17 protein-coding genes are annotated in these 19,052 nt (G+C 73.5%); 7 read left to right on the top strand and 10 right to left on the bottom strand.

Translation table 11 applies throughout. The features are described from left to right. Positions 1–13: 13 nt before the first annotated feature. From aztD to aztB, 4 genes are read right to left on the bottom strand one after another with little or no spacing between them, the layout of a single operon-like run. Positions 14–1,276: a zinc metallochaperone AztD gene (aztD, locus tag EGM46_RS03845; RefSeq protein WP_125098849.1), complete on the bottom strand. Its 1,263-nt coding sequence runs from the start codon at positions 1,274–1,276 to the stop codon at positions 14–16. A 47-nt stretch (positions 1,277–1,323) separates the two neighbouring features. Continuing rightward, entirely contained in the window at positions 1,324–2,313 is a 990-nt protein-coding gene (locus EGM46_RS03840; RefSeq protein ID WP_125098848.1) for a metal ABC transporter substrate-binding protein, read from the bottom strand. Continuing rightward, the gene (locus tag EGM46_RS03835; RefSeq protein WP_125098847.1) at positions 2,310–3,641 is read right to left on the bottom strand and encodes an ABC transporter; all 1,332 of its coding nucleotides are present in this window, start codon (positions 3,639–3,641) and stop codon (positions 2,310–2,312) included. The genes EGM46_RS03840 and EGM46_RS03835 overlap by 4 nt, the downstream gene beginning before the upstream one ends. Further along, positions 3,638–4,510, bottom strand: coding sequence for a zinc ABC transporter permease AztB (gene aztB, locus EGM46_RS03830; protein ID WP_125098846.1), 873 nt, complete (start codon positions 4,508–4,510; stop codon positions 3,638–3,640). The genes EGM46_RS03835 and aztB overlap by 4 nt, the downstream gene beginning before the upstream one ends. 55 nt (positions 4,511–4,565) lie before the next feature. Here aztB and EGM46_RS03825 point away from each other — a divergent pair, with 55 nt between their 5' ends. Genes EGM46_RS03825 through EGM46_RS03810 form a run of 4 tightly spaced genes read left to right on the top strand, consistent with a single transcriptional unit; the run spans position 4,566 to position 8,325 of the window. Beyond that, positions 4,566–5,270 carry a metal ABC transporter ATP-binding protein gene (locus EGM46_RS03825; RefSeq protein WP_206427486.1) on the top strand — a complete coding sequence of 235 codons (705 nt, stop codon included), beginning with the start codon at positions 4,566–4,568 and terminating at the stop codon, positions 5,268–5,270. Further along, positions 5,267–6,313 (top strand): permease, encoded by a 1,047-nt coding sequence (locus EGM46_RS03820; protein WP_241156163.1) that lies wholly within the window; start codon positions 5,267–5,269, stop codon positions 6,311–6,313. The genes EGM46_RS03825 and EGM46_RS03820 overlap by 4 nt, the downstream gene beginning before the upstream one ends. After that, on the top strand, positions 6,303–7,091 hold the full coding sequence (locus EGM46_RS03815) for a TIGR03943 family putative permease subunit (protein WP_125098844.1): 789 nt from the start codon (positions 6,303–6,305) through the stop codon (positions 7,089–7,091). The genes EGM46_RS03820 and EGM46_RS03815 overlap by 11 nt, the downstream gene beginning before the upstream one ends. Then, on the top strand, positions 7,081–8,325 hold the full coding sequence (locus EGM46_RS03810; RefSeq protein ID WP_125098843.1) for a hypothetical protein: 1,245 nt from the start codon (positions 7,081–7,083) through the stop codon (positions 8,323–8,325). The genes EGM46_RS03815 and EGM46_RS03810 overlap by 11 nt, the downstream gene beginning before the upstream one ends. Before the next feature lie 461 nt (positions 8,326–8,786). Here the strand turns inward: EGM46_RS03810 and EGM46_RS03805 are convergent, their stop codons facing one another. Both EGM46_RS03805 and EGM46_RS03800 read right to left on the bottom strand, forming a co-directional pair. After that, positions 8,787–10,151, bottom strand: a complete 1,365-nt coding sequence (locus tag EGM46_RS03805) for a hypothetical protein (RefSeq protein ID WP_125098842.1) — start codon at positions 10,149–10,151, stop codon at positions 8,787–8,789. 3 nt (positions 10,152–10,154) lie between these two features. Continuing rightward, a complete protein-coding gene (locus EGM46_RS03800) occupies positions 10,155–11,474 on the bottom strand; it encodes a DUF1254 domain-containing protein (RefSeq protein WP_125098841.1) in 1,320 nt (439 codons plus the stop codon). A gap of 194 nt (positions 11,475–11,668) precedes the next feature. On the opposite strand from EGM46_RS03800, the gene EGM46_RS03795 reads away from it, so the two are divergent. After that, on the top strand, positions 11,669–12,781 hold the full coding sequence (locus EGM46_RS03795; RefSeq protein ID WP_125098840.1) for an ATP-binding protein: 1,113 nt from the start codon (positions 11,669–11,671) through the stop codon (positions 12,779–12,781). On the opposite strand, the gene EGM46_RS03790 is transcribed toward EGM46_RS03795, so the two are convergent. The 4 genes from EGM46_RS03790 to EGM46_RS14675 form a co-directional block, all read right to left on the bottom strand. Continuing rightward, positions 12,771–13,439, bottom strand: a complete 669-nt coding sequence (locus EGM46_RS03790; protein ID WP_125098839.1) for a GAP family protein — start codon at positions 13,437–13,439, stop codon at positions 12,771–12,773. The two genes, EGM46_RS03795 and EGM46_RS03790, sit on opposite strands and share 11 nt — an antisense overlap. 5 nt (positions 13,440–13,444) lie before the next feature. Further along, complete coding sequence (locus EGM46_RS03785; protein WP_125098838.1) at positions 13,445–13,834, bottom strand: SHOCT domain-containing protein; 390 nt, start codon at positions 13,832–13,834, stop codon at positions 13,445–13,447. 135 nt (positions 13,835–13,969) lie between these two features. Then, entirely contained in the window at positions 13,970–15,715 is a 1,746-nt protein-coding gene (locus EGM46_RS03780; protein WP_241156162.1) for a SulP family inorganic anion transporter, read from the bottom strand. 52 nt (positions 15,716–15,767) lie between these two features. Further along, a complete protein-coding gene (locus EGM46_RS14675) occupies positions 15,768–15,926 on the bottom strand; it encodes a hypothetical protein (RefSeq protein ID WP_164512801.1) in 159 nt (52 codons plus the stop codon). Between EGM46_RS14675 and EGM46_RS03775 the strand changes: the two genes are divergently transcribed. Next, positions 15,925–16,344, top strand: coding sequence for a hypothetical protein (locus tag EGM46_RS03775; protein ID WP_125098836.1), 420 nt, complete (start codon positions 15,925–15,927; stop codon positions 16,342–16,344). The genes EGM46_RS14675 and EGM46_RS03775 overlap by 2 nt on opposite strands. 61 nt (positions 16,345–16,405) lie before the next feature. Then, positions 16,406–19,039: a LuxR C-terminal-related transcriptional regulator gene (locus EGM46_RS03770; protein WP_164512803.1), complete on the top strand. Its 2,634-nt coding sequence runs from the start codon at positions 16,406–16,408 to the stop codon at positions 19,037–19,039. Positions 19,040–19,052 lie beyond the last annotated feature (13 nt).

Genomic DNA, 19,052 nt, shown 5'->3' with positions numbered 1-19,052 from the left:
AAGCCCCGAGCCGCTAGCCCGCCGCCACCGCGATCTCGTTCGGCACGCCGTCGAGCGTCGCGGTCGCGAGCGTCTCGCCGCTCGTCAGATCCACCGCGTGCACGGCCTGCGCCGCCGGCTCGGTGACGTACGCGATGTCGCCATCCACCACGATCGCGGGGTGCGGATCCTGCCACTCCGTCGGGCCCTCCCACGGTGCGACGACCGGGAACGATTCGCCCACCGCGCCGGTCTTCGGATCGACGACGTGGATGCTGCCATCCGTTGAGAGGATGTACGCGTTGCCCTCGGGGCCGCGCGCCACGTCGCGGAATGTGTACCGCACGTTCTCTGGCAGCTCAGCGACGGTGAGCGTGCCAGCTGCCGTATCGATGAGCGTGATCGCGCTGAGGAGGTAGCCCTCGGCGTCCGGATCGGTCTTGTAGTCGCCCACCACGAGCGGGCTGTCCTCGGCGACGAAGGCGTTGCCCATGCGCCCGAACGCGTCGGGCGCGCTCAGCTTCGTGAACTCGCCATCGCGGAAGAGCAGCGCGCCGTCCTCGCAGCCGAACACGACCGCCTCGTCCGCCGCAGTGCCCTCGCCGTGGATGCCAGGGCAGTCGGCTGACGTCGCGTGCTCGTGCCAGTGATCGTCGTGCGGTTCGAGCGCCGTTGCGCCCGTGCGCGCGTCGGCCGTGCCGACCGTGGTGAGGAGCGTGCCGTCACCGAGCTCGATCGACACCCCGTGGTGCGCGTCCTGCGCGGTGTACTCCCGCTGATCCGGCTCCGCCGTGTCGTCCGCCGCGAGCGCATCGGTCTCCAGGATCGTGGTGCGACCGGTGCCGTCGTCGAACAGCACGGTCTTCCCCGCGTGGCGCACCACGTGGCCGGCCGCCGTCGCGGGGAACACGAGCCCCGTGAGCGTCGCCTCGGCGGTGTCGAGCACCTCGAACCCGCGCGAGGTGGTCACGAGCAGGTGCTGGCCATCGCCGAAACTGTTCAGGCGCGTGAACTCCTCGGTGTCGATCTCGCCGGTCGCGCGCAGCGATCCCGAGCTGATTTCGCTCGCGTCGAGCACGGTGATCCCACCGGCCGTGGTGACCGCGAGGCGCTCGGCGCCGCCGGAGTGATCGTGGCTGTGCTCGGCGTCCGCGTGCGATGCGTGCTCCTCGCTCGGCGCGCCGGCGGCCGCGGTGCAGCCGCTCGCGAGGAGGGCGAGGCCCGCGCTCGCCGCAACGGTGAGCAGCAGGCGAGCGTTGCGCGAAGCCCTCGGGCGCGCGCGTTCTGGGTGTGTCATGGGTTCCCTTTCTGGGGTGTTGGGGTGGGTGGCCGGAACTGGCCGGGTCAGTGCTCGGATCGCGTGAGTCCCGACGCGATCCGTTCGGTGTTGGTGGTCAGCATCTCGGTGTAGCTCGCCGCGCCCTCGCCCGGCGCGGACAGCGACTCGGTGAAGAGCTCAACGACGCGCACGTCGAGGCCGGCCTCGTCGGCGAGGACGCGCATGAGGCGATCCGGAGAGGAGGACTCGGCGAAGATCGTTGGCACGCGCGCGGTGGTGATCGCGTCGACGAGCCCGCGGAGGTCGGAGGCGCTTGGCGCCGCCAGCGTCGTGCCGCCGGGGATCGCGGTGCCGAGCACCGTGAAGTCGTAGCGCTCCGCGAGGTACGCGAAGACGTGGTGGTTCGTGACGAGGGTGCGCTCGCCGGCGGGGATCGCGGCGAACCGGGCCGCCATCTCGGCGTCCAGCTCCCGCAGCTGCGCGGCGTAGTCAGCGGCGTGCCCCGCGATCTCGGCGCGCGCGGCCGTGTCGATGCCCGGGATCTCGCCGCCGGCAAGTTCGGCGCCGAGCGCGTCGACGACCTCGATCATGCGCGCGGGATCGGTCCAGAAGTGCGGGTCCGGGGTTGCCGACTCGGCTGCGTCGCCGAGCGGGGTGATGTGCTCGCCCGCGACGAACAGCGCGCCGCCGGCCGCGGCCACGCGGTCGAGATGCTGCTGCAGGCCCTCTTCGAGCCCGAGTCCGTTCGACACGACGAGGTCGGCGCGGTCGAGTGCCACCGCCTCCTGCGCTGAGATCTCAAACGAATGGGGATCAGCGCCGGGCCGCATGAGCGCGGTGACCGTTGCCGCGTCACCGACGAGCTGCTGCACGACGTCGGCGAGGATGTTCGTCGTGACCACGATGCTCGGCGCATCGCCGCGCGCCTCACCCGGCGCGGCTGCCCCGTCCGGGGGCCCGGCCGCGCAAGCGGAGAGCGCGAGCGCCGCGGTCGCGCAGAGCGCAACGACCGTGAGCGTGAATCCCGCAGCGCGACGGGTGGCGCGGCGCCTCACCGGCCCGTCTCCGCGAAGAACGCCGGGGCGACCGCCGGGTGCAGCTCGCGGGCGATCCGCGCGCGGTCCGCGAAGTCGATCTCGAACACCGTGCCGGAGCTCGGGGACGCGAGGTACGCGCGCTGCGCGTCGACCGTGAGCGTGAGTGCATCGCGCGCGTCGGCGGCCAGCTCGGCCGCGGAAAGGAGCGGCTCCGATGCCCCGATCTCGCGGTCTCCCGCGTAGACGCGCACACGGCCAGCGGTGTCGAGCGTGACGACGTGATCGGCTTCGTCGTCCACGGCGACCGCGTGCACGAGCGGCGCGTCGCTCGGGGTCCAGCGCCAGCTGCGATCACGGGTATCGAGCCGCCAGAAACCCTGATCCGCGCCCACCCCTGCGACGGTCGGGCGTCCCTTCCTGCCCGCGAGGGTGGTCGGTGCCGCCTGGCCGGTGCCGGGCGCCGCCGCGGGGAGTGGGATGCGCTCGAGCGTCACGGCGGCTGGGGAGTCTGCGTCGGAACCGGCGTCAAGCGTGCCGAGCACCGCGCCGTCGGCGCAGGTGAAGACCGCGCCGACGCGCGTCGTGACCGCGCCGGAGGCGTCCCGGCACGGGGCCGTGATCTCGCTCGGGCTGCCGTCCGCCGCGAGGACGCGCAGGCGGGTGACCCTGCCGCTCGCATCGGCCTCGGTGACGATCGCGCCGTCGCCGAGCGGTGCGAGGAAACCGGCGTGCGGGGTACCGCGCACGCGGAATCGCTCATCCGGCGAGCCGTCCGCGAGCGCCGCGTTGTCGAGCAGCACCGCCTCGCCGGAGTCCGGGAAGAACACCCCGGTGCCGCCCGCCGTCGCGAGCGGGCCGCCGACCACCTGCGCGATGCCGGATCCGGTGACCTCGCCGAGGATCCTCGGGGTGCCGCGGTAGTAGTGGAAGTGATCGCCGTGATCCCAGGTCCAGGCGGCGCTGTCGATCACCTCGATCCCGCTGCTGTTCGCGGCGAAGACGTACCGTCCATCGCTCGCAACGCGGTCGGGGGAGGCGACCGTGCCGAGCCGCGACTCGGTGCCGGACAGGAGGTCGAGGAGGCCGACCGCGCCGCTCGAATCGAGCGTGACGAGGTGCAGCTGCGGCTCGGCGACCTCCGCGGCGCCGGCGACCGCGCCGTGCCCTGACTCGGTCGACGGGGTCGATGCAGCCGAATCGCCCCCGTCGGTTGCTGCGTGCGCGGCCTGCCCAGCGTGCGCAGCGTGCTCTGCCGGCGCGGCGCAGCCGAGGAGCGTGAGTGCGCCGAGCGCGAGCGAGCCGACGGCGAGCGCGGTGCGTGCGTGGGGTGTGGTGATGCGTGTCATGCGTGACTTTCCAGGTGAGCGGGTGCGTGTGTGCGGGGGAGTGCGGCGCGCGCGAAGGAGGAGCCCGCGGCGCGTGCGAGGTGCGAGAGGGCGGCGAGCGCGACCGCGGCGGCGGCGATCGTTGCCCCGGCAGCGGTGGCGTGCAGCCAGGACACGGCGAGCCCGAGCGCCACGGCCGCGATCCCGAACGCCGCGGCCAGCAGCATGCGGTGCGGGATCCTGGTGCTCCACGGCAGCGCGGCGACGGCCGGGCCGAGGAGGAGCGCGACCACGAGGAGCGTGCCGACCGCCTGCGCTGAGGCGATCACCGCGAGCGTGACGAGCGCGGTGAGCCCGGCGGAGGCGAGCCCGGTGCGGACGCCGAGGGTGCGCGCGATGCGTGGGTCGAACGCGAGCGCGACGAAGGCGCGGTGCCCGGCGGCGGCGATCCCGAGGGTGATGGCCGCGGCGATCCCGAGCGCGATCAGCTCGGCTGCCGTGATCGCGAGCACGTCGCCGAAGAGGAGCGCGGTGGCGTCGGTGGCGAAGCTGCCGGAGTGCGACACGATGATGATCCCGAGCGCGAGCATCGCGACGAACAGGAGCCCGATGCTCGTGTCGTAGGAGAGTCGGCCGCGCCGCTGGAGCGCGCCGACGAGCGTGCTCATGAGCGCGGCGGAGACGGTGCCGCCGAGCATGGGCGGCAGGCCGAGCACCGTGGCGAGCGCGACGCCGGGCAGCATTCCGTGGCCGACGGCCTCCCCGAGGAACGCCATGCCGCGGATCACCACCCACGTGCCGACGACCCCGCAGATGACCGCGACGAGCGCGCCGCCGGCGAGCGCGCGGACGAAAAACTCGGTGCCGAGCGCGGTGAGGATCCAGTGCATGAGACACGACCATACAGATATCGAGAATCATTCTCAACATGGTAGTTTTGGGGGCATGACCTCTCACTCCGCGATCCGGGCGATCGGGATCCACGCTGTGTATGGCCGAACCGCCGTGCTGCACGGCGTTGATGTGTCCGTCGATCCCGGCACCTTTACCCTGATCACCGGCCCGAACGGGGCGGGCAAGTCGACGCTGATCGAGATCCTTGCTGGCGCGCTCCGACCGAGCGCGGGCCGCGTGATCCGCGCCTCCCCGGTCGCCCTCGTCGTGCAGCGACCCGCCGTGCCGGCGACGCTCCCGCTTACCGTCGCGGACACCGTGCGGATCGGCGCCGGCGGGATCGGTGCCGCGCAGCTCGGCGCCGCGCGGCTCAGCGCCGGCGGGCTCGGCGCCGGAGGGCGTCGCGCACGGGCCGCCGCCCGCCGCCTGGCGGTCGCCGAGGCCATCGACGCCGTTGGCCTGACCCCCCTTGCCGGGCGCTCCCTGCACGAGCTCTCCGGCGGCCAGCGCCAGCGCGCGCTCCTCGCGCAGGGCCTCGCGCGCGGTGCGTCGATCCTGCTGCTCGACGAGGCGGCCGCCGGCCTCGACGCCGAGAGCCGGGCGCGCACACGCGAGATCCTCACTGGCCTCGTCGCGGGCGGGGCGACCGTGTGCGCGGTCAGCCACGACCCCGACGACCTCGCCGTCGCGCACCGGGTGATCCGCCTCGACGCCGGCCGCGTGGTCTCGGACGAGCCCCAGCTGGTCACCCGGTGAGCGGGATCACCGCGGCCCCGCCCCAGCGGCGGGCCGCGTGGCTCGCAGCCGTGGCCGCGGCGCTCGCCCTCGCGGCGGCCGTCGGACTGCGCGCGCTGCCGCAGGCGGGCGGCGCGGGCACCGGGGATTCCGGCGGGTTCGCCGCGCTCTCCGCGCGCCTCCCGGCCGCCGCGCAGGACCTCGTCACGCTCACGCTCGCCGTGTTCCTCGAATCCCTGCCGTTCGTGGTGCTCGGCACGCTGATCTCGATCGGCGTGCAGATCTGGCTGCCGAGCGGCGCGCTCGAGCGCGCGCTGCCGAGCCGACCGGCGCTGCGCCGCCTCGTGCTCTCCCTGTGCGGGATCGTGCTGCCCGTCTGCGAGTGCGGCAACGTCCCGCTCGCGCGCGGCCTGCTGCAGCGCGGCTCGAGCCCGGCGGAGGCGGTCACGTTCCTGCTCGCCGCCCCGATCGTGAACCCCGTGACCATCCTCACCACCGCGCACGCGTTCGGCTGGGACTCCGAGATCCTCTGGGCGCGCGTGCTCGGCGGCTTCGCGATCGCGAACCTGCTCGGCTGGTGGCTGAGCACGCACCCGCGCCCCGACTCCCTCCTCACGCCCGAGTTCCGCGCGAGCTGCGCGCACCCCGCCGGGGATGCGGGCGGCCGGTTCGCGCGGAGCGCGGCAGCGTTCCTCGCCGAGACGTCGGCACTGATGCCAGCGCTCGCCCTCGGCTCGGTGCTCGCCGGCGCGATCCAGGTCGGCGTTCCGCGCGGGGTGCTGCTCGCGCTCGGCGCGGATCCGCTCTGGTCGGTGATCGCGCTGCTCGCGCTCGCCGCGATCATCTCGCTGTGCGCGACGGTCGACGCGTTCTTCATCCTCTCGGTGAGCGCGGCGTTCCTGCCGGGAAGCGTGGTCGCGTTTCTCCTGTTCGGCGCGCTGATGGACGTGAAGATGATCGTGCTCATGCGCACGACCTTCACCCGGCGGGCGGTGGCGCAGCTCGCGCTCCTCACCGCGCTCTGCGTCGCCGCGATCGCCTGGGGGATGAACCTTGTTGCGTGAGCGCAGGCGGCCGGGCATCGTGCTGCTCGCGTGCGGGATCGCGGCGACGCTGTCGCTCGCGGCGGACGATCGACTCGCGTGGTACATCCATCCGCGCTCGGCCTGGTTCACGATTCTGATGGGCGGGATCGCGGCGGTGCTCCTCGTCGCGGGCTGCGCGGTGACGGCCGCGCGGGGGCGCGCAGCGCGGCACGGCCAGGATCCCTATCACGATCACGATCACGATCACGGGCGCCCGCGGGCCGGCTCGACCGTCGCGCGCGTCACCGGTGTGGCGGGTGCGGCGCTCGCGGTCGCGGTGCTGCTCCTTCCCGCAGCTCCGCTGAGCGCGGAGCGCGCCGCCCAGCACGCGCTGCCAGCCCGCGCAGCTGAGCCGGGCAGCGACCGCGCGGCCGACCGCGAGGTGGCGGCGCTCGCCGGCCGCGCCGACGCCGAGCTCACCGTGCGCGAGTGGTCCGTGCTGACGCGGCACCCACACGCCGCAGCCGTGGACGGCCGACGCGCCGAGCTGCTTGGCTTCGCAGCGCCGGACCGCGACGACCCGGCGAACGTGCTCGTCGTCACGCGCCTCGCGATCACCTGCTGCGCCGTCGACGCGCAAGCCGTCGGGGTGCCCGTCTACGCGCCGGGCTGGCAGGATCGCTTCCGCGCCGGCGACTGGCTCGAAGCCCGGGGCACCTTCGCGCCGAACCCGAGCACGGCGAGCGGGTGGGTGTCCGTGCTGCTTCCCGAGACGCTCACCCCAGCGGACGAGCCGGAGGATCCCTATGTCGGCTAGTTCAGGCACCCCGCGGCTGCGCCGGTTCCGCGCGCGCACCGCCGCACTCATCACCGTGCTCGCCGTGCTCGTCGGAGCGCTTGCCGCGGTGAACGTGCTCCAGCCGCCCAGGCTCGTCGCCGTCGACACGCGACCGGTCGCGCTCACCGAGCAGGACGGCGCGCGCGTGGTGCTCCGCCTCAGCCAGGCCGTCGCGGCGGTGGGCGCGGAGTCGGTGCGCAGCGATCCCGCGCTGCCGGTCGCGGTGACGAGCGCAGGATCGGAGCTCACCCTCACCCTCGGCGCGCGGCTCGACTACGGCAGCACGCTCCGGATCGCCGTGGACGTGCGGAGCGCGGCGACCGGGGCGGCGAGCACCGTCGAGGCGGTGGTCCGCGCGCCCGACACGCGCGTCGTCACGCTCGTGCGGGATGCGCGCGGCGATCGACTGCTCAGCACGGGGGTCGTCGCCGACGGCGCGGTCGCGGAGCTCACGCCCGCTCCGCGGATCCAGGAGTTCGCGGTGCTCCCCGACCGGGTGCTCGTGATCGCCGAGACCGGGTCTGGCCGCGCGGCACTCCGGGTCGGCCAGCTCGCGGGCGGGGAGGCGAGTGACGTGATCACCGACGGGCCGATCGTGCTGGAGCAGCTCCGGGCCGAGCCGGCGGTGCTCGCCGCCGGGGTGGTGGCGAGCGGGACTCCGCTCGGCGCGGCGCACGCCGACCGGACCCTGCTGCTGTTCGACGCGAGCGGGGATTTCGCCGCACCGGTCGTGGTCACCGGCGCGGACGGCGCTTCGCTGCGCGTGGACGAGTGGCGCTTCATCCCCGGCACGAGCGCCGTGGTGGTCCGGGCGATGGGTGGCGGGCTCTGGCTGGCTGACCCGCTGCTCGGTGGGGCGGCCGAGGCGTTGGCGCCCGGCGCCGCGGAGGCCGCGCTGCTCCGTGATCCGGCGGCCGGCGTGGTGATCGGGGACGCCGAGGTCGCCCCGTCGGCGGACGGTGGCACGCTGGTGCGCACGCGTGATGGTGCCGCCGAGCCGATCTTCACCCCGGCCGCGCCGGGGAGCCGGATCGGGGCGGTGTGCGCTGCGCCGAACGGTCGGGTGCTCGCGGTCGAGGTGATCGCCGCTGGCGCGGAGTCCGATGGGCGCGCTGTGCGGCCGGGCTGGACGCGCACCACCACGGTGCTGCTCCGCGCGGACACCGGTGAGCAGATCCGCTCGGTGATCGGTGCGTCGCCGAGCTGGTGCTGAGGGTCGGCCCGGTCGTCCGCCGCCCACCCCACCACCAGCCACCCCTCATTTAGTGAGGGTTTGCTCCGGTTTGCGGTCGGAGAACCGGAGCAAACCCTTACTATCTGCGAGAAAGAGTCCAGGGGAGCCGGGCGCCGGGCGCAGCCCGGTCCGTTGCAGGGCCGGATGGGCCAGCCGGGCCGGCCAGCCGGGCCGGGCTTCCGCCGTCCCCAGGAGTTGCTGGGGGTTTGGTCCGGTTCCCGGGCGGAAAACCGGAGCAAACCCTCACTATCTGCGAGAAAGGTCCGGGGGCACCAGGCGCCGGGGCCCGCCGGGCCGGGCCTCCGCCGTCCCCAGGAATCGCAGCGAGTCTGATCCGGTTCCCGGGCCGAGAACCGGATCAAACCCCAACTAAATGAGCGAGGACGGTGGGAGCAGAGCGAGGACGGTGGGAGCAGAGCGAGGACGGTGTGAGCAGGCGGTCAGCGCTCGTCAGGTGCCGGGCGACGCAGCAGCTCCAGCAGCGCGAGGGCGGCCAGCACACCGAGCGCGGTCCACGCAATCGTCGGGCCGCTCACCGGGCGGGCGAGGAAGATGATCAGCGCGCCGCCCACCGCGATCGCGAGGGCGAGCGCCGAGCGGAACCGCTCGATCATCGTGCCAAGCGCGCCCGTACTGAACCCGCGCGCGGTGTACGCCGCCCGCAGCCGCGCGAAGCCAGCCGTCAGTGCGCCCCGCAGCGCGACCGCGCCACGCGACGGGCCGAGCAGCAGCGCGGCCAGCCACACCAGCGCGGACGCGAAGGCGAGCGCGGCGGTTCCGGCGCGCAGCGCCTCGGTGAGCTGCGTCGTGAGCGCCGCGGCCGCCGCCCCCGGCATCACCGCGGGGCTGACGGCCCGCTCGAAGATCGCGGCGCCCAGGCTGATCACCCCGATCAGCGCGAGGAACGCCAGCGTGAGGCCGAAGCCGGCGCGCGCGAGCGCCCGAGTGCGGCGGCGGGCAAGCGCGACCCCGGCGATGAGGAGGCCGAGCACCAGCCACGGCAGCCACAGGCCAACCGCCACCGCGAGCTCGTAGCCCAGCCTCGCGGTGACGAGACCCTCCGTGGTGGTGATCGGGATCGAGGCCGTCACGTCCGGGATCATGGCGGCGAGATCGAAGCCGCGGTCCGCGAGCCGATCCTTCACCTCGGCGACGATGACGCCGGCGTCGATCGCGAGCGTGCCCGTGTCGCCGTCGAGGGTCAGCGCGCCGTTCGGGGTGCCCTGGAAGAGGGAGACGGCCGCGCGGTGCGTGTTCGTGAGCGCCAGCTGCCAGACGCCGGCGAACGCGTCGGAGGCGATCGTCTCCTCAACGGTCGACGCAACGACGGATCGCATCCCGGCCGCGGCAGGGGCGCGGAGCATCGTGACGGCGGCGCTCGCCTCGGGCGGGAGATCCAGGCTCGCCAGCCCGGTCGCGAGCGAGCCGACGATCGCGTCGAAGTCGACCTGCTGATCGACCGCCACCATCACCCGGTCGCTGAGGAACTGCTGCACCGCCGGATCCTCCGCGAGGGGAGCGACGGTCGCGACGAAACGATCGGTGTCGACGAGTTCGACGCGCACCCACGAGGCGAGCACCGCGAGCGGGGCGAGCAGCACCGCGAGCGTCAGCGCAACGCCGGCGAGCACGCTGCGCAGGATCCCGCGCCGCGCACGCCCGCCCGCGCCGCCGCGCCCAGCGCGGAGTGCGGCGTTCTCCGCCTCGAGCTCGCGCACCCTCCGGTCGAGCGCGCTCGCGCTCGCCCCCGCGCCCAGCACGGAGTCGCCCAGCGCCTCGGGCGCCCTCGGCGCTCGGCGTCCCATGGCCTACGCGCCGGCGGCGACGCGCTCGATCGCCGGGATCTCGTAGCTGCCGTCGAGGACGGCCTCGGCGGGCTCGTACATCCGCAGCACCGGCCGGAATCGGCCGGCCGGCGCGGGCAGCCAGTTCGCCCGGCGCTTCGGATCGCTCGGTTCGCTCGCGGAGATCGTGATCACGAGGGCTCCGTCGTCCTCGAACACGAGCCCTGGCGTCCGGTCGCCGATCGAGTAGCGCTCCGCGGAGTTCGCGACGAGGAAGGAATTCGGGACGTCGTACATGGTCAGCGACCAGAACGCGCCGACGGGCGGCGTTGGGGCGAGTCGAAGCGCGTACTCGTGCTCACCGCTCAGCGGCTCGCCGTCGGCGTCGACGTAGGTGGCGACGTATGCCGCCTCGAACGCCTGGTTGCCCCACAGGCCGCCGAGCGCCGCGCCCGCGCGCTGGACGATGCGGCGCGCGGGATCGGTGATCATGAAGCGCGGTTCGGCGCGCACGCCCACCTCGAAGTAGTCGAGGTTGTAGTCGAAGGAGTGGTAGGTGATGTTCCAGCCGTTGATGAGCGCGTTGCCGCCGCCGCTGCGGAGCACCTCGGCGAGCACCTCGGCTGCGGCTTCGGTCTCGGCGGTGAGCGCCGCACGGTGCTCCTCGCTGCCGACGCGCGAGCTCAGCGCGAGCGCCTGCTGCTGCAGTTCGGCGTCGCGCGGCGCGGGCGGGAACTCGGTGCTCCAGGCCTGGAACTTAGCCCAGAACGTTTCCGCCTCGCTGGGGAAAGCTGCGACCTCGGGGAGCCCGCGCGGGCTGCCGCCCGGCTCGAGCGGCGTGAGCGTGGTCGCGTCCTGGAGGGCGTGCACGGCCGGCAGATCGGCCTCGTCCGACACGGCCCAGCGCCCAACGATCGATGCGACGCGGGTGGGCACGCGCACGACGGTCGCGCCCTCGGGCGCAGTGCCCTCCCAATCGGCTGGGACGAGCAGGAAACGGCCCGGGCCCGAGCCGGTGGCGCGGTGCCCGATGTACGCGAAGTTGTCGGTCCACGCGCTCACGAACTGGAGCACGTAGTAGCGTCCGCCGGTCTCGGGCACCTCGAGCAGGATCGGGCCGACGCTCAGGTCGAGCTGCGCCATCGAGTAGACCGTGTCGTTGTTGATGGTCACGAACGTGTCAGCCGGCCCGGCCAGCGTGCGCGCGTGGCTGAACGTGTTCCACGGCGCTGCAGGGTTCGCCCCGATCCCGGTCGAGACGTAGCGCGCAACCTGGTCGAGGTTGAACACGAGGGGGAACGCGTACAGGTACGACTGCGCCGATGATTCCTGCTCTGCTGACATGCGCGTGGCTCCTTTACGGATCGCGGGGTGGGGAGTGGGGCCCCCACCCCGAGGCCCCACTCCTCGAGTCTCCGCGGTTCGCCGCTCTTGCGCATCATCAGCCACTGGTGAATTCTGAGAGCACTGCCCGCGGCGGGGTGCGCGGGCTGACACGCTGGTGGCGGCCGGGAGCGGCCGCACGGAAGGGGAACGCCATGGATGGGTTGTCGATTGGGACCGCGGTTGCCGACGGAAAGGCGGTGGGGCTCGACCCGCGCCGCTTCAACCGGCACACGTTCTGGTGCGGGCAGAGCGGCAGCGGGAAGACCTACGCGCTCGGCGTGGTGCTGGAGCAGCTGCTGCTCTCGACCAGGCTCCCGATGCTGATCCTCGACCCGAACGCCGACTTCGTGCGCTTCAACCGCGCACGCGCCGAGACGCCGGCGCCCGAGCGCGCGGCGATCGAGGGCGCGGATATCCGGGTGTTCCGCACGGGGGCCGCCGGCGCGGAGGCCCTCCACGTGCGCTACGTCGATCTGTCGGCCGCGACGAAGGCCGCGGTGCTGCGGCTCGACCCGATCCGGGACGCCGAGGAGTACAACATCCTGTTGCACCTTGAGGGTGAGCCGGCGAAGTTCGACACCGCGGAGCTCATCACCCGGCTGCGCGCCTCGGGCGACCCCATGGCAGCGCGGCTCGCGTACCGCATGGAGAACCTGCAGGTGCTCGACTGGCCGCTCTGGTCGCGCGGCAGCGGCTCGGTGCTCGACGACCTCGCCGAGCGGCCGCGCGCCACCGTGCTCGACATCGGCGGGGGCACGCACCCGGACGAGGGGAAGGTCGCGGCGCTCGCGGTGCTCGAGTCGCTGTGGGCGCAGCGCGAATCCCGGCAGCCCATGCTGATCGTGATCGACGAGGCGCACAACCTGTGTCAGCCGAACCCCGGCACCGCGGTGGAGCGCGCGCTCACGGAGCAGCTGATCCAGATCGCGGCGGAGGGCCGAAAGTTCGGGCTGTGGCTGTTCCTGTCGACGCAGCGGCCGACGAAGATCCACCCAAACGTGCTCTCGCAGTGCGACAACCTCGGCCTCATGCGCGTCAACGCGCCGCGGGATCTCGCCGAGCTGAGCGAGGTGTTCGGCTACGCGCCGGATGAGCTCGTTGCACGCGCGCAGAGCTTCACGCAGGGTCAGGCGCTCTTCGCCGGCGGCTTCGTCGAGCGTGCGACGGTGGTGCAGGTGGGCGCACGCCTCACGGAGGAGCACGGCAGCGACGTCCGGGTGCCGCTCATCGAGGACCCGGACGCCGCCGCGGTGGCTAGAACGTAGCGAGGCCCTTGCCGAGCACCGCGACGCCGATGACGAGCAGCAGCACCGCCATGATCGTCGCGTTGTGCGACACCAGCCACTCCTTCAGCGCGGCAAGCCAGTCGGCGAGCCGCGCCGGGGCGGCGAGGTAGGCGATCACGGGAGCCGCGACCGACGCTGCGGCGAGCACCACGAAGATCACGGCGGTGCCGATCGTCGTTGCGAGCGACGCGCTCGCGCCGATGCTGATCCCGGCGGACGCTGCGAGCAGCAGGTTCTTCGGGTTCGCCGCGGCGAGCGCGGCCCCGAGGCCGGCCGCGCGCAGCGGGGTCATCGTGTCGATCGCCGACATCCACTTGGGGAGTTCGGCGGTCTCGCCGGCCGCGGGGCGCGAGCGCCACTGCCGGAGGGCGAGCAGGATCAGCAGCGCGCCGATCCCGAGCTTCGCGATCGCGGCGATGGGGCGTGGTCCGTCGGCGTTCCCGCCCTCGATGAGGCTGCTCAGCACGATGAACACGGTCAGCGCGACCGCGATCCCGAGCACCCAGCCGGCGAGGAACCCGAGGCTCGTGCCGCCGGCGCGCGGCGAGAGCAGCATGAGGATCGTCGCGATGATCGGGACGGGACTCACCGCGACGCCGACGGCGAGCGGGAGAGTGTCGCCGAGGATCTGCAGCACGGCGACTAGCCCTGCAGCGCGCGCTGCTTCAGCTGCGCGAACTCGTCCGCGGTGATCGTGCCGGCGTCGAGCAGCTGCTTCGCCTGCGCGATGTCGGCCGCAGGGGTCGGTGCGGCGACCGAGCGAATGTAGTCCTCAGCGGCCTGCTGCGCCTCAGCGCCCTCCTTCGCGGCACGGCGCGCCATCCCGTCGCCGCGCGCGATCAGGTAGACGAGCACCGTGATGAGGGGCAGGAAGACGAGGCAGACGAGCCAGATCGCCTTCCCCCAGCCGGGCAGCTCCTTGTCGCGGAAGAGATCGGTCGCGATGGCCACGAGCGCGTAGATCGACGCGATGAACACAAACGCCCAGAAGAACACGCTGATGACGTTCCAGATTGACGACCAAAACTCCATGATGCTGACTCCTTGCAGAATCGCTGCGCGGCGCAGCGGACCTCGCGGCCGCAAAAAACGTGCGACCGTCTCGTCGATCCTCCTCGCATGACGCGCGAACCGCGGCGGAATCGGGGCGCGGGCGCGCGGAATTCATCAGTGGTTGGTGAGCCCGGGACGCTGGTCCGGATCCGGGCGGGCCGCACGCCACCGCGCCGCGGCGCGAAGCGCCTGCTCAAGCGAGTCGCCGATCTGCTCCGTTGCGGTGAAGACGTGGTCCGCCCCGAGGAGCTCTTGGAGCCCAGTGCTGCGCAGCTGAGCTTCGGCGCGCGGGCCGATCCCGCACAGGATGAGCGTCCCGCCGGCGGCGTGCAGCTCGCTGGCGTATCGCTCGATGACCCGGATGAACGTGCTGCCGAACTCGTCGGTGCCGCGCAGTCGGAGGACGACGGCGCTACCGCGGCTCGTCTCGGCCACCGCTGGGAGCTGCTCCGCGAGCACGGGCGCGGCGGCGAAGAACACGCTGCCGTAGATCACGAGCACCACGGTCTCGTCCGGCGGGAGCACGCGCGGCGGCGCACCCTCGCGGGGGAGCATGGCGTGCGCGGCGAAGCGCCAGGCGCGCACCCTGACGCGGCTCGACTGCCTGGACACGTGGAGCACCACCGCGAGCCCCACCCCGGCGAGCACCGCGTACTGCAGGGGGATGAGCAGTGTCAGCACGAAGGTGACGCTCAGCACGGCGGCCTGCACCGGCCCGGTGCGCCAGACGAAGCGCAGCTCGGCCGGCTTCATGGTGCGCGCGCCGACGAGGATCAGCAGGCCGGCGAGGGCCGGCATCGCGATCGTGCCGATCGCCGGCGCGAACGCGACGATCGTGACGAGCATCACGAGGGCGGCGACAAGGTTCGCGAGCGCGCTGCGTGCCCCGGCCGCGCGCACCATCGCGGTGCCCGACATCGAGCCGCCGACCGGCATGCCGTGGAAGAGGCCCGCCGCGAGGTTCGCGATGCCCTGCCCGCGAAAATCTGCGGACGGATCGGGGAGTTTGCCGCCGGGGTTCGGGATCGACCCGCTGATCGCGGCGCCCTGCACGAGGCCGACGAGCGCGAGCGACACCGCCGGCACGATGAGTGCGCCGACCACCCCGAGATCCGGTGGGGTGAGCCCGGGCAGCGCCGCGGGGATCTGGGCGACGTCGGAGACCAGCTCGACGCGCGGCCCTGGCAGGATCGCGGCGAGCGCCGAGCCGACGATGATCGCGGCCACCATGCCGAGCGGGCCGATGCGCGTGCGCTCCAACAGGATGATGAGCACGACGGTCACCACGCCGATGAGCACCGCACGCCAGTTGAAGTTCGCGACGTTGAGCAGCGTGTCGACCGCCTGCACCACGCGGTTCGCCCCCTCGGCCGCGTAGCCGGTGACGGTTTCGAGCTGGCCGAGGATGATGTTCACCGCGACCGCGTTGATGAAGCCGACGAGCACGGCGGTGGGGATGAAGCGCACGAGTTTGCCGGCTCCGGCGAGCCCGAGCGCCAGCATGATCACGCCGGTGAGGAGCGCGAGCGTGGTGAGCGCGGCGCCAGCGCCGGGACCCGACTGCGTCTCGGGCACGTCCGAGATGATCACGGCCATGGCGCCCGTGGCCTGCACGCTCATGAACACCGAGCCGGTGGCGAGCGCGCCGCCCAGCGTGCCGAAGAGATAGCCGTAGAGGCCGTGGAGCGGATTCACGCCGGCGAGCAGCCCTGCGGCCAGGCCGTCCGGCACGCTCTCCACGCCGGCGATGAGGCCTGCGGTGAGGTCGCTCCGCACGGTCCGGCGCGAGCCGAAGCGCCCGCGATAGCTGCGGAGCGCGCGGCGGAACCGGGAACGTGCGTCTGCGTCCGGAGTATTCACGCTGCCGACTCTTCCGGACGGGCGGCCAGGCGGCGAGCCCCCGCGGCCGAATTCATCCCCGGTTGGTGAGGGTGAGGAGGCGGCGCGCGCGAACCTCATCCGTCACGGGTGAATTTCCCGGTGCGTTGCGGTGCGCGGCTCGCCAGGCGACGTCCCGGTGGCCGAGGATCGGCGTGAGACGCTCCAGCTTCGAGAGAAAGACCACCAGCATGCGCACACCCCGCTCCCTCATTTCCTCCGCCCTCGTCCTCGGCGCCGGCGTGGCGCTGCTGACCGGCTGCAGCGCCGACCCCGCAGCGAACGAGGCGTCGGCGTGCACCGCCTTCGACGCGTTCTCGGCAACGGTCGCCGAGGCGAAGAGCAGCCTCAGCACCGACTCGACGATCGGTGAGATCACCGACGCACGCGACCAGGTGCAGGAGAGCGCGAAGCAGCTCGCCGAGTCGCTCGACACGGTCGCGGCGGACCGCGTCGCCGCGGTGCAGGACGCGGTCGACGAGTTCACCGCGGCGGTCGAGAACGTCGACCCCGAGCTCACGATCCCGGAAGCGGTGCGCTCGCTGCAGCCGCAGCTTGGCGAGCTCGAGGCCACCCAGGCGCAGCTCGACGAGGCGCTCAGCTGCAACTAGTTCCGCGCGGAGCAGCCCCCATGCGCTGAGCCCTGGCACCGACGTTGCTAGGATGCAGCGCATGGGGGCAATTCCTGCATCTGCAGAGCTGGTCGCACCGTGGTTTCTCACGGCGCCGCCGCGGCCGCGACGCGGCGTGCTCGAACGACCCCGAATCTCCGCGGCGCTCGACGCGTGCGTCGCCGCGCAGGAGCTCACGATCGTCGAGGCGCCAGCCGGCTACGGCAAGACCACCGCGCTCAGCGCCTGGGCGCAGACCGCCGGATCGGGGCCGAAGGCGTGGCTCGCGCTCACCGGGGACGAGGGAGCCCCGGGCGCCCTGCTGACCGGCGTGCTCGCTGCAGTGATGCAGAGCACCACTGGCGCGACCCCCACCACGACGCCGCGCGCCCCCGGCCCGGCAGGGAACGCCGACCTCGCGCTCGTCCAGCGCGCGATCCTCGCGGCGGTCGCTGACGCCGCGGCCCCCACCACGCTGATCGTCGACGACGCGCAGCACCTGCGCGCCGGGGCATGCACCGAGGTGCTCCGCACCCTGCTGCTCGGCGCAGGCGGCAGGCTCCGCATGATCCTCGCCGGCGCGCACAGCGTGCGCGAACTCTTCGCGGAGGAGCTCGCGACCGGCCGCGCCGCCGCCATCACTCGGGACACCCTCGCGTTCTCCGCGGCGGAGGCAAACCAGCTCGCCGACGCGGCTCGTGCTGACGGGGCCTCGCCAGACGCCGATGCGTTCGCGCAGCGCTGGGAGGACACCGGGGGCTGGCCGGTCGCGCTCGGCTTCGCGCTGCAGCAGCAGAGCCTCCAGCCGGGCGAGCACGCACCGCAGCCCGAGGCCTCGGACGGCCTGCTCGCCAGCTATGTTGAGCGTCGCGTGCTCGCGGCGCTGCGCCAGGAACTCCGCGACTTCGTGCTGCGCGCCGCGACCTGCGAGCGCTTCACGGTCACGCTGGCGAACGCGCTCAGCGGGCGCACCGACGCGCACGTGCTCCTCGAGGAGTGCCGCGCGCTCGGCCTCTTCCTCGACGCGTATCAGCGCGACGACGACCCGGTGATCTACCGCTGGCACGCACTCTTCGCCCGGCTCTGCCGCGGCGTGCTCCGCCGCACCGACCCGGCCGAGGCCGCGCGCTGCCAGCTCGTCGCCGCGAGCCTCCTCGCCGACGTCTACCCCGCGGAGGCCGCGCGCCACGCGCTCGCCGCGGAGCGCCCCGACCGGGCCGCCGAGATCATCGAGTCGCGCTGGCTGCAGCTCATCATCGGCGGCTCCGCGTCCGTGCTGGCGGAGCGCTGCGGGCGGCTCCCTGAACCGTGGAGCGAGCACGTCTCGATGCTGTGGATCCGCGCCGCGTGCCTCGACGTCGAGGGTGACCGCGCCGGCGCCGTGCGGCTCGCGGGGTACGCGGACACCCGATGGGAGCGACTGAGCGCCGCCGAGCGCGCGACGGCCGCGCCGACGCGCGCCTTCGCGCGGCTCTTCCTCGCGGAGGGCCCCGAGACCGTGCGCGCCGCAGCCGACGAGGTGAGCGCGGTGCTCGAGCACGCGGAGCTGAGCCAAACGACGTACGCGCACGGCGCGTTCCTGCTCGGCTGGACGGAGCTGCGGCTGCGCCGCGATCCGGTGCGCGCGGTCGAGCTGCTGCGCACCTCGAGCGCGCTCGCCCGGCGCTCGGGCGCTGAGGTGCTCGCGGGGCGCGCGAACGCGAACCTCGCCTTCGCGCTCGCGTTCGGGGGTCGGCTCGGGGCCGCCGAGCAGGTGCTTGGCGCCGGGGGGAACGCGCGGATCGGCGCGGCGCTCACCGAGTGGGGCGTCTACGACGGCGGCATCGACACGATGGCGGCGATCCTCGTCGCATACTGGCGCGATGAGCTCACCGACGTGCTCCGCCTCGCGAGAGAGCTTCACGCGCAGGGCGGCCACGACGCCTCGTACGCGGCGCTCGGACGCGTCTACTTCGCGCTCGCGGTCGCCGGGCTGGGGGAGCGCGCGCTCGTGCCGGAGGCCGAGGCGATGCTCATGAGCGTGAGCCGCGTCGACCGCCACGGCGTGCCGTGGCCGGCCTACCTCGCCGTCGCGCAGGCGAGTCTGCGGGTCCTGCTCGGCGATCGCCCAGGCGCGCTCCGCGAGCTCGCGCGGCTCGGGGAGTTCGACAGCGTGCCGATCGCGCGCGTGATCGGGGCCGACCTCGCCGTGCAGCTCGGCCGCCCAGACGACGCGCTGGAACTGCTGCGCGGGATCGCGCGTGCCGAACTGATCCCGCCGGTGCACGCCTGGTCGCAGGTGCTCGTCGCGACGGTCGCGTGGCAGCGCGGGCGCACCGAGGTGGCCCACCGCATGCTGGAGCGCGCGCTCACCGGCGCGGCACCCGAGCGGATTCGCCGCCCGTTCCGCGTCCCCGTCGAGGCGACGCGCGAGCTGCTGGGGCAGCACGCGGCGTGGGGGAGCGCGCACGAGGTGTTCATCGCGGAGCTGCTCGCCGCGCCGCAGGCCGGCGATCTGGCAGGCGGCCCCGCGGTCACGCTGTCGCGGCGCGAGCGCGAGGTGTTCGGCTACCTCGCGACGCGGCTCACCGCCGAGGAGATCGCCGCGGCGCTGCACCTCTCGGTGAACACGGTGCGCTCGCACCAGCGCGCCATCTACCGAAAGCTCGGCGTCAGCTCGCGCCGCGAGGCGATCCGGCACCGCGTCGACGGGTGACACGAGCCCAATA

The organism is Leucobacter chromiireducens (assembly GCF_003917135.1).
Taxonomy (GTDB): Bacteria; Actinomycetota; Actinomycetes; order Actinomycetales; family Microbacteriaceae; genus Leucobacter; species Leucobacter chromiireducens_A.
This window is presented reverse-complemented; position numbering and strand designations above follow the sequence as displayed.

What these genes read in the sequence shown, in the direction of transcription:
- aztD (WP_125098849.1), bottom strand. Translation starts at nt 1,276, where the DNA reads ATGACACACCCAGAACGCGCGCGCCCGAGGGCTTCGCGCAACGCTCGC.
- EGM46_RS03835 (WP_125098847.1), bottom strand. Translation starts at nt 3,641, where the DNA reads ATGACACGCATCACCACACCCCACGCACGCACCGCGCTCGCCGTCGGC.
- aztB (WP_125098846.1), bottom strand. Translation starts at nt 4,510, where the DNA reads ATGCACTGGATCCTCACCGCGCTCGGCACCGAGTTTTTCGTCCGCGCG.
- EGM46_RS03825 (WP_206427486.1), top strand. Translation starts at nt 4,566, where the DNA reads ATGACCTCTCACTCCGCGATCCGGGCGATCGGGATCCACGCTGTGTAT.
- EGM46_RS03810 (WP_125098843.1), top strand. Translation starts at nt 7,081, where the DNA reads ATGTCGGCTAGTTCAGGCACCCCGCGGCTGCGCCGGTTCCGCGCGCGC.
- EGM46_RS03805 (WP_125098842.1), bottom strand. Translation starts at nt 10,151, where the DNA reads ATGGGACGCCGAGCGCCGAGGGCGCCCGAGGCGCTGGGCGACTCCGTG.
- EGM46_RS03800 (WP_125098841.1), bottom strand. Translation starts at nt 11,474, where the DNA reads ATGTCAGCAGAGCAGGAATCATCGGCGCAGTCGTACCTGTACGCGTTC.
- EGM46_RS03795 (WP_125098840.1), top strand. Translation starts at nt 11,669, where the DNA reads ATGGATGGGTTGTCGATTGGGACCGCGGTTGCCGACGGAAAGGCGGTG.
- EGM46_RS03785 (WP_125098838.1), bottom strand. Translation starts at nt 13,834, where the DNA reads ATGGAGTTTTGGTCGTCAATCTGGAACGTCATCAGCGTGTTCTTCTGG.
- EGM46_RS03775 (WP_125098836.1), top strand. Translation starts at nt 15,925, where the DNA reads ATGCGCACACCCCGCTCCCTCATTTCCTCCGCCCTCGTCCTCGGCGCC.
- EGM46_RS14675 (WP_164512801.1), bottom strand. Translation starts at nt 15,926, where the DNA reads ATGCTGGTGGTCTTTCTCTCGAAGCTGGAGCGTCTCACGCCGATCCTC.
- EGM46_RS03770 (WP_164512803.1), top strand. Translation starts at nt 16,406, where the DNA reads ATGGGGGCAATTCCTGCATCTGCAGAGCTGGTCGCACCGTGGTTTCTC.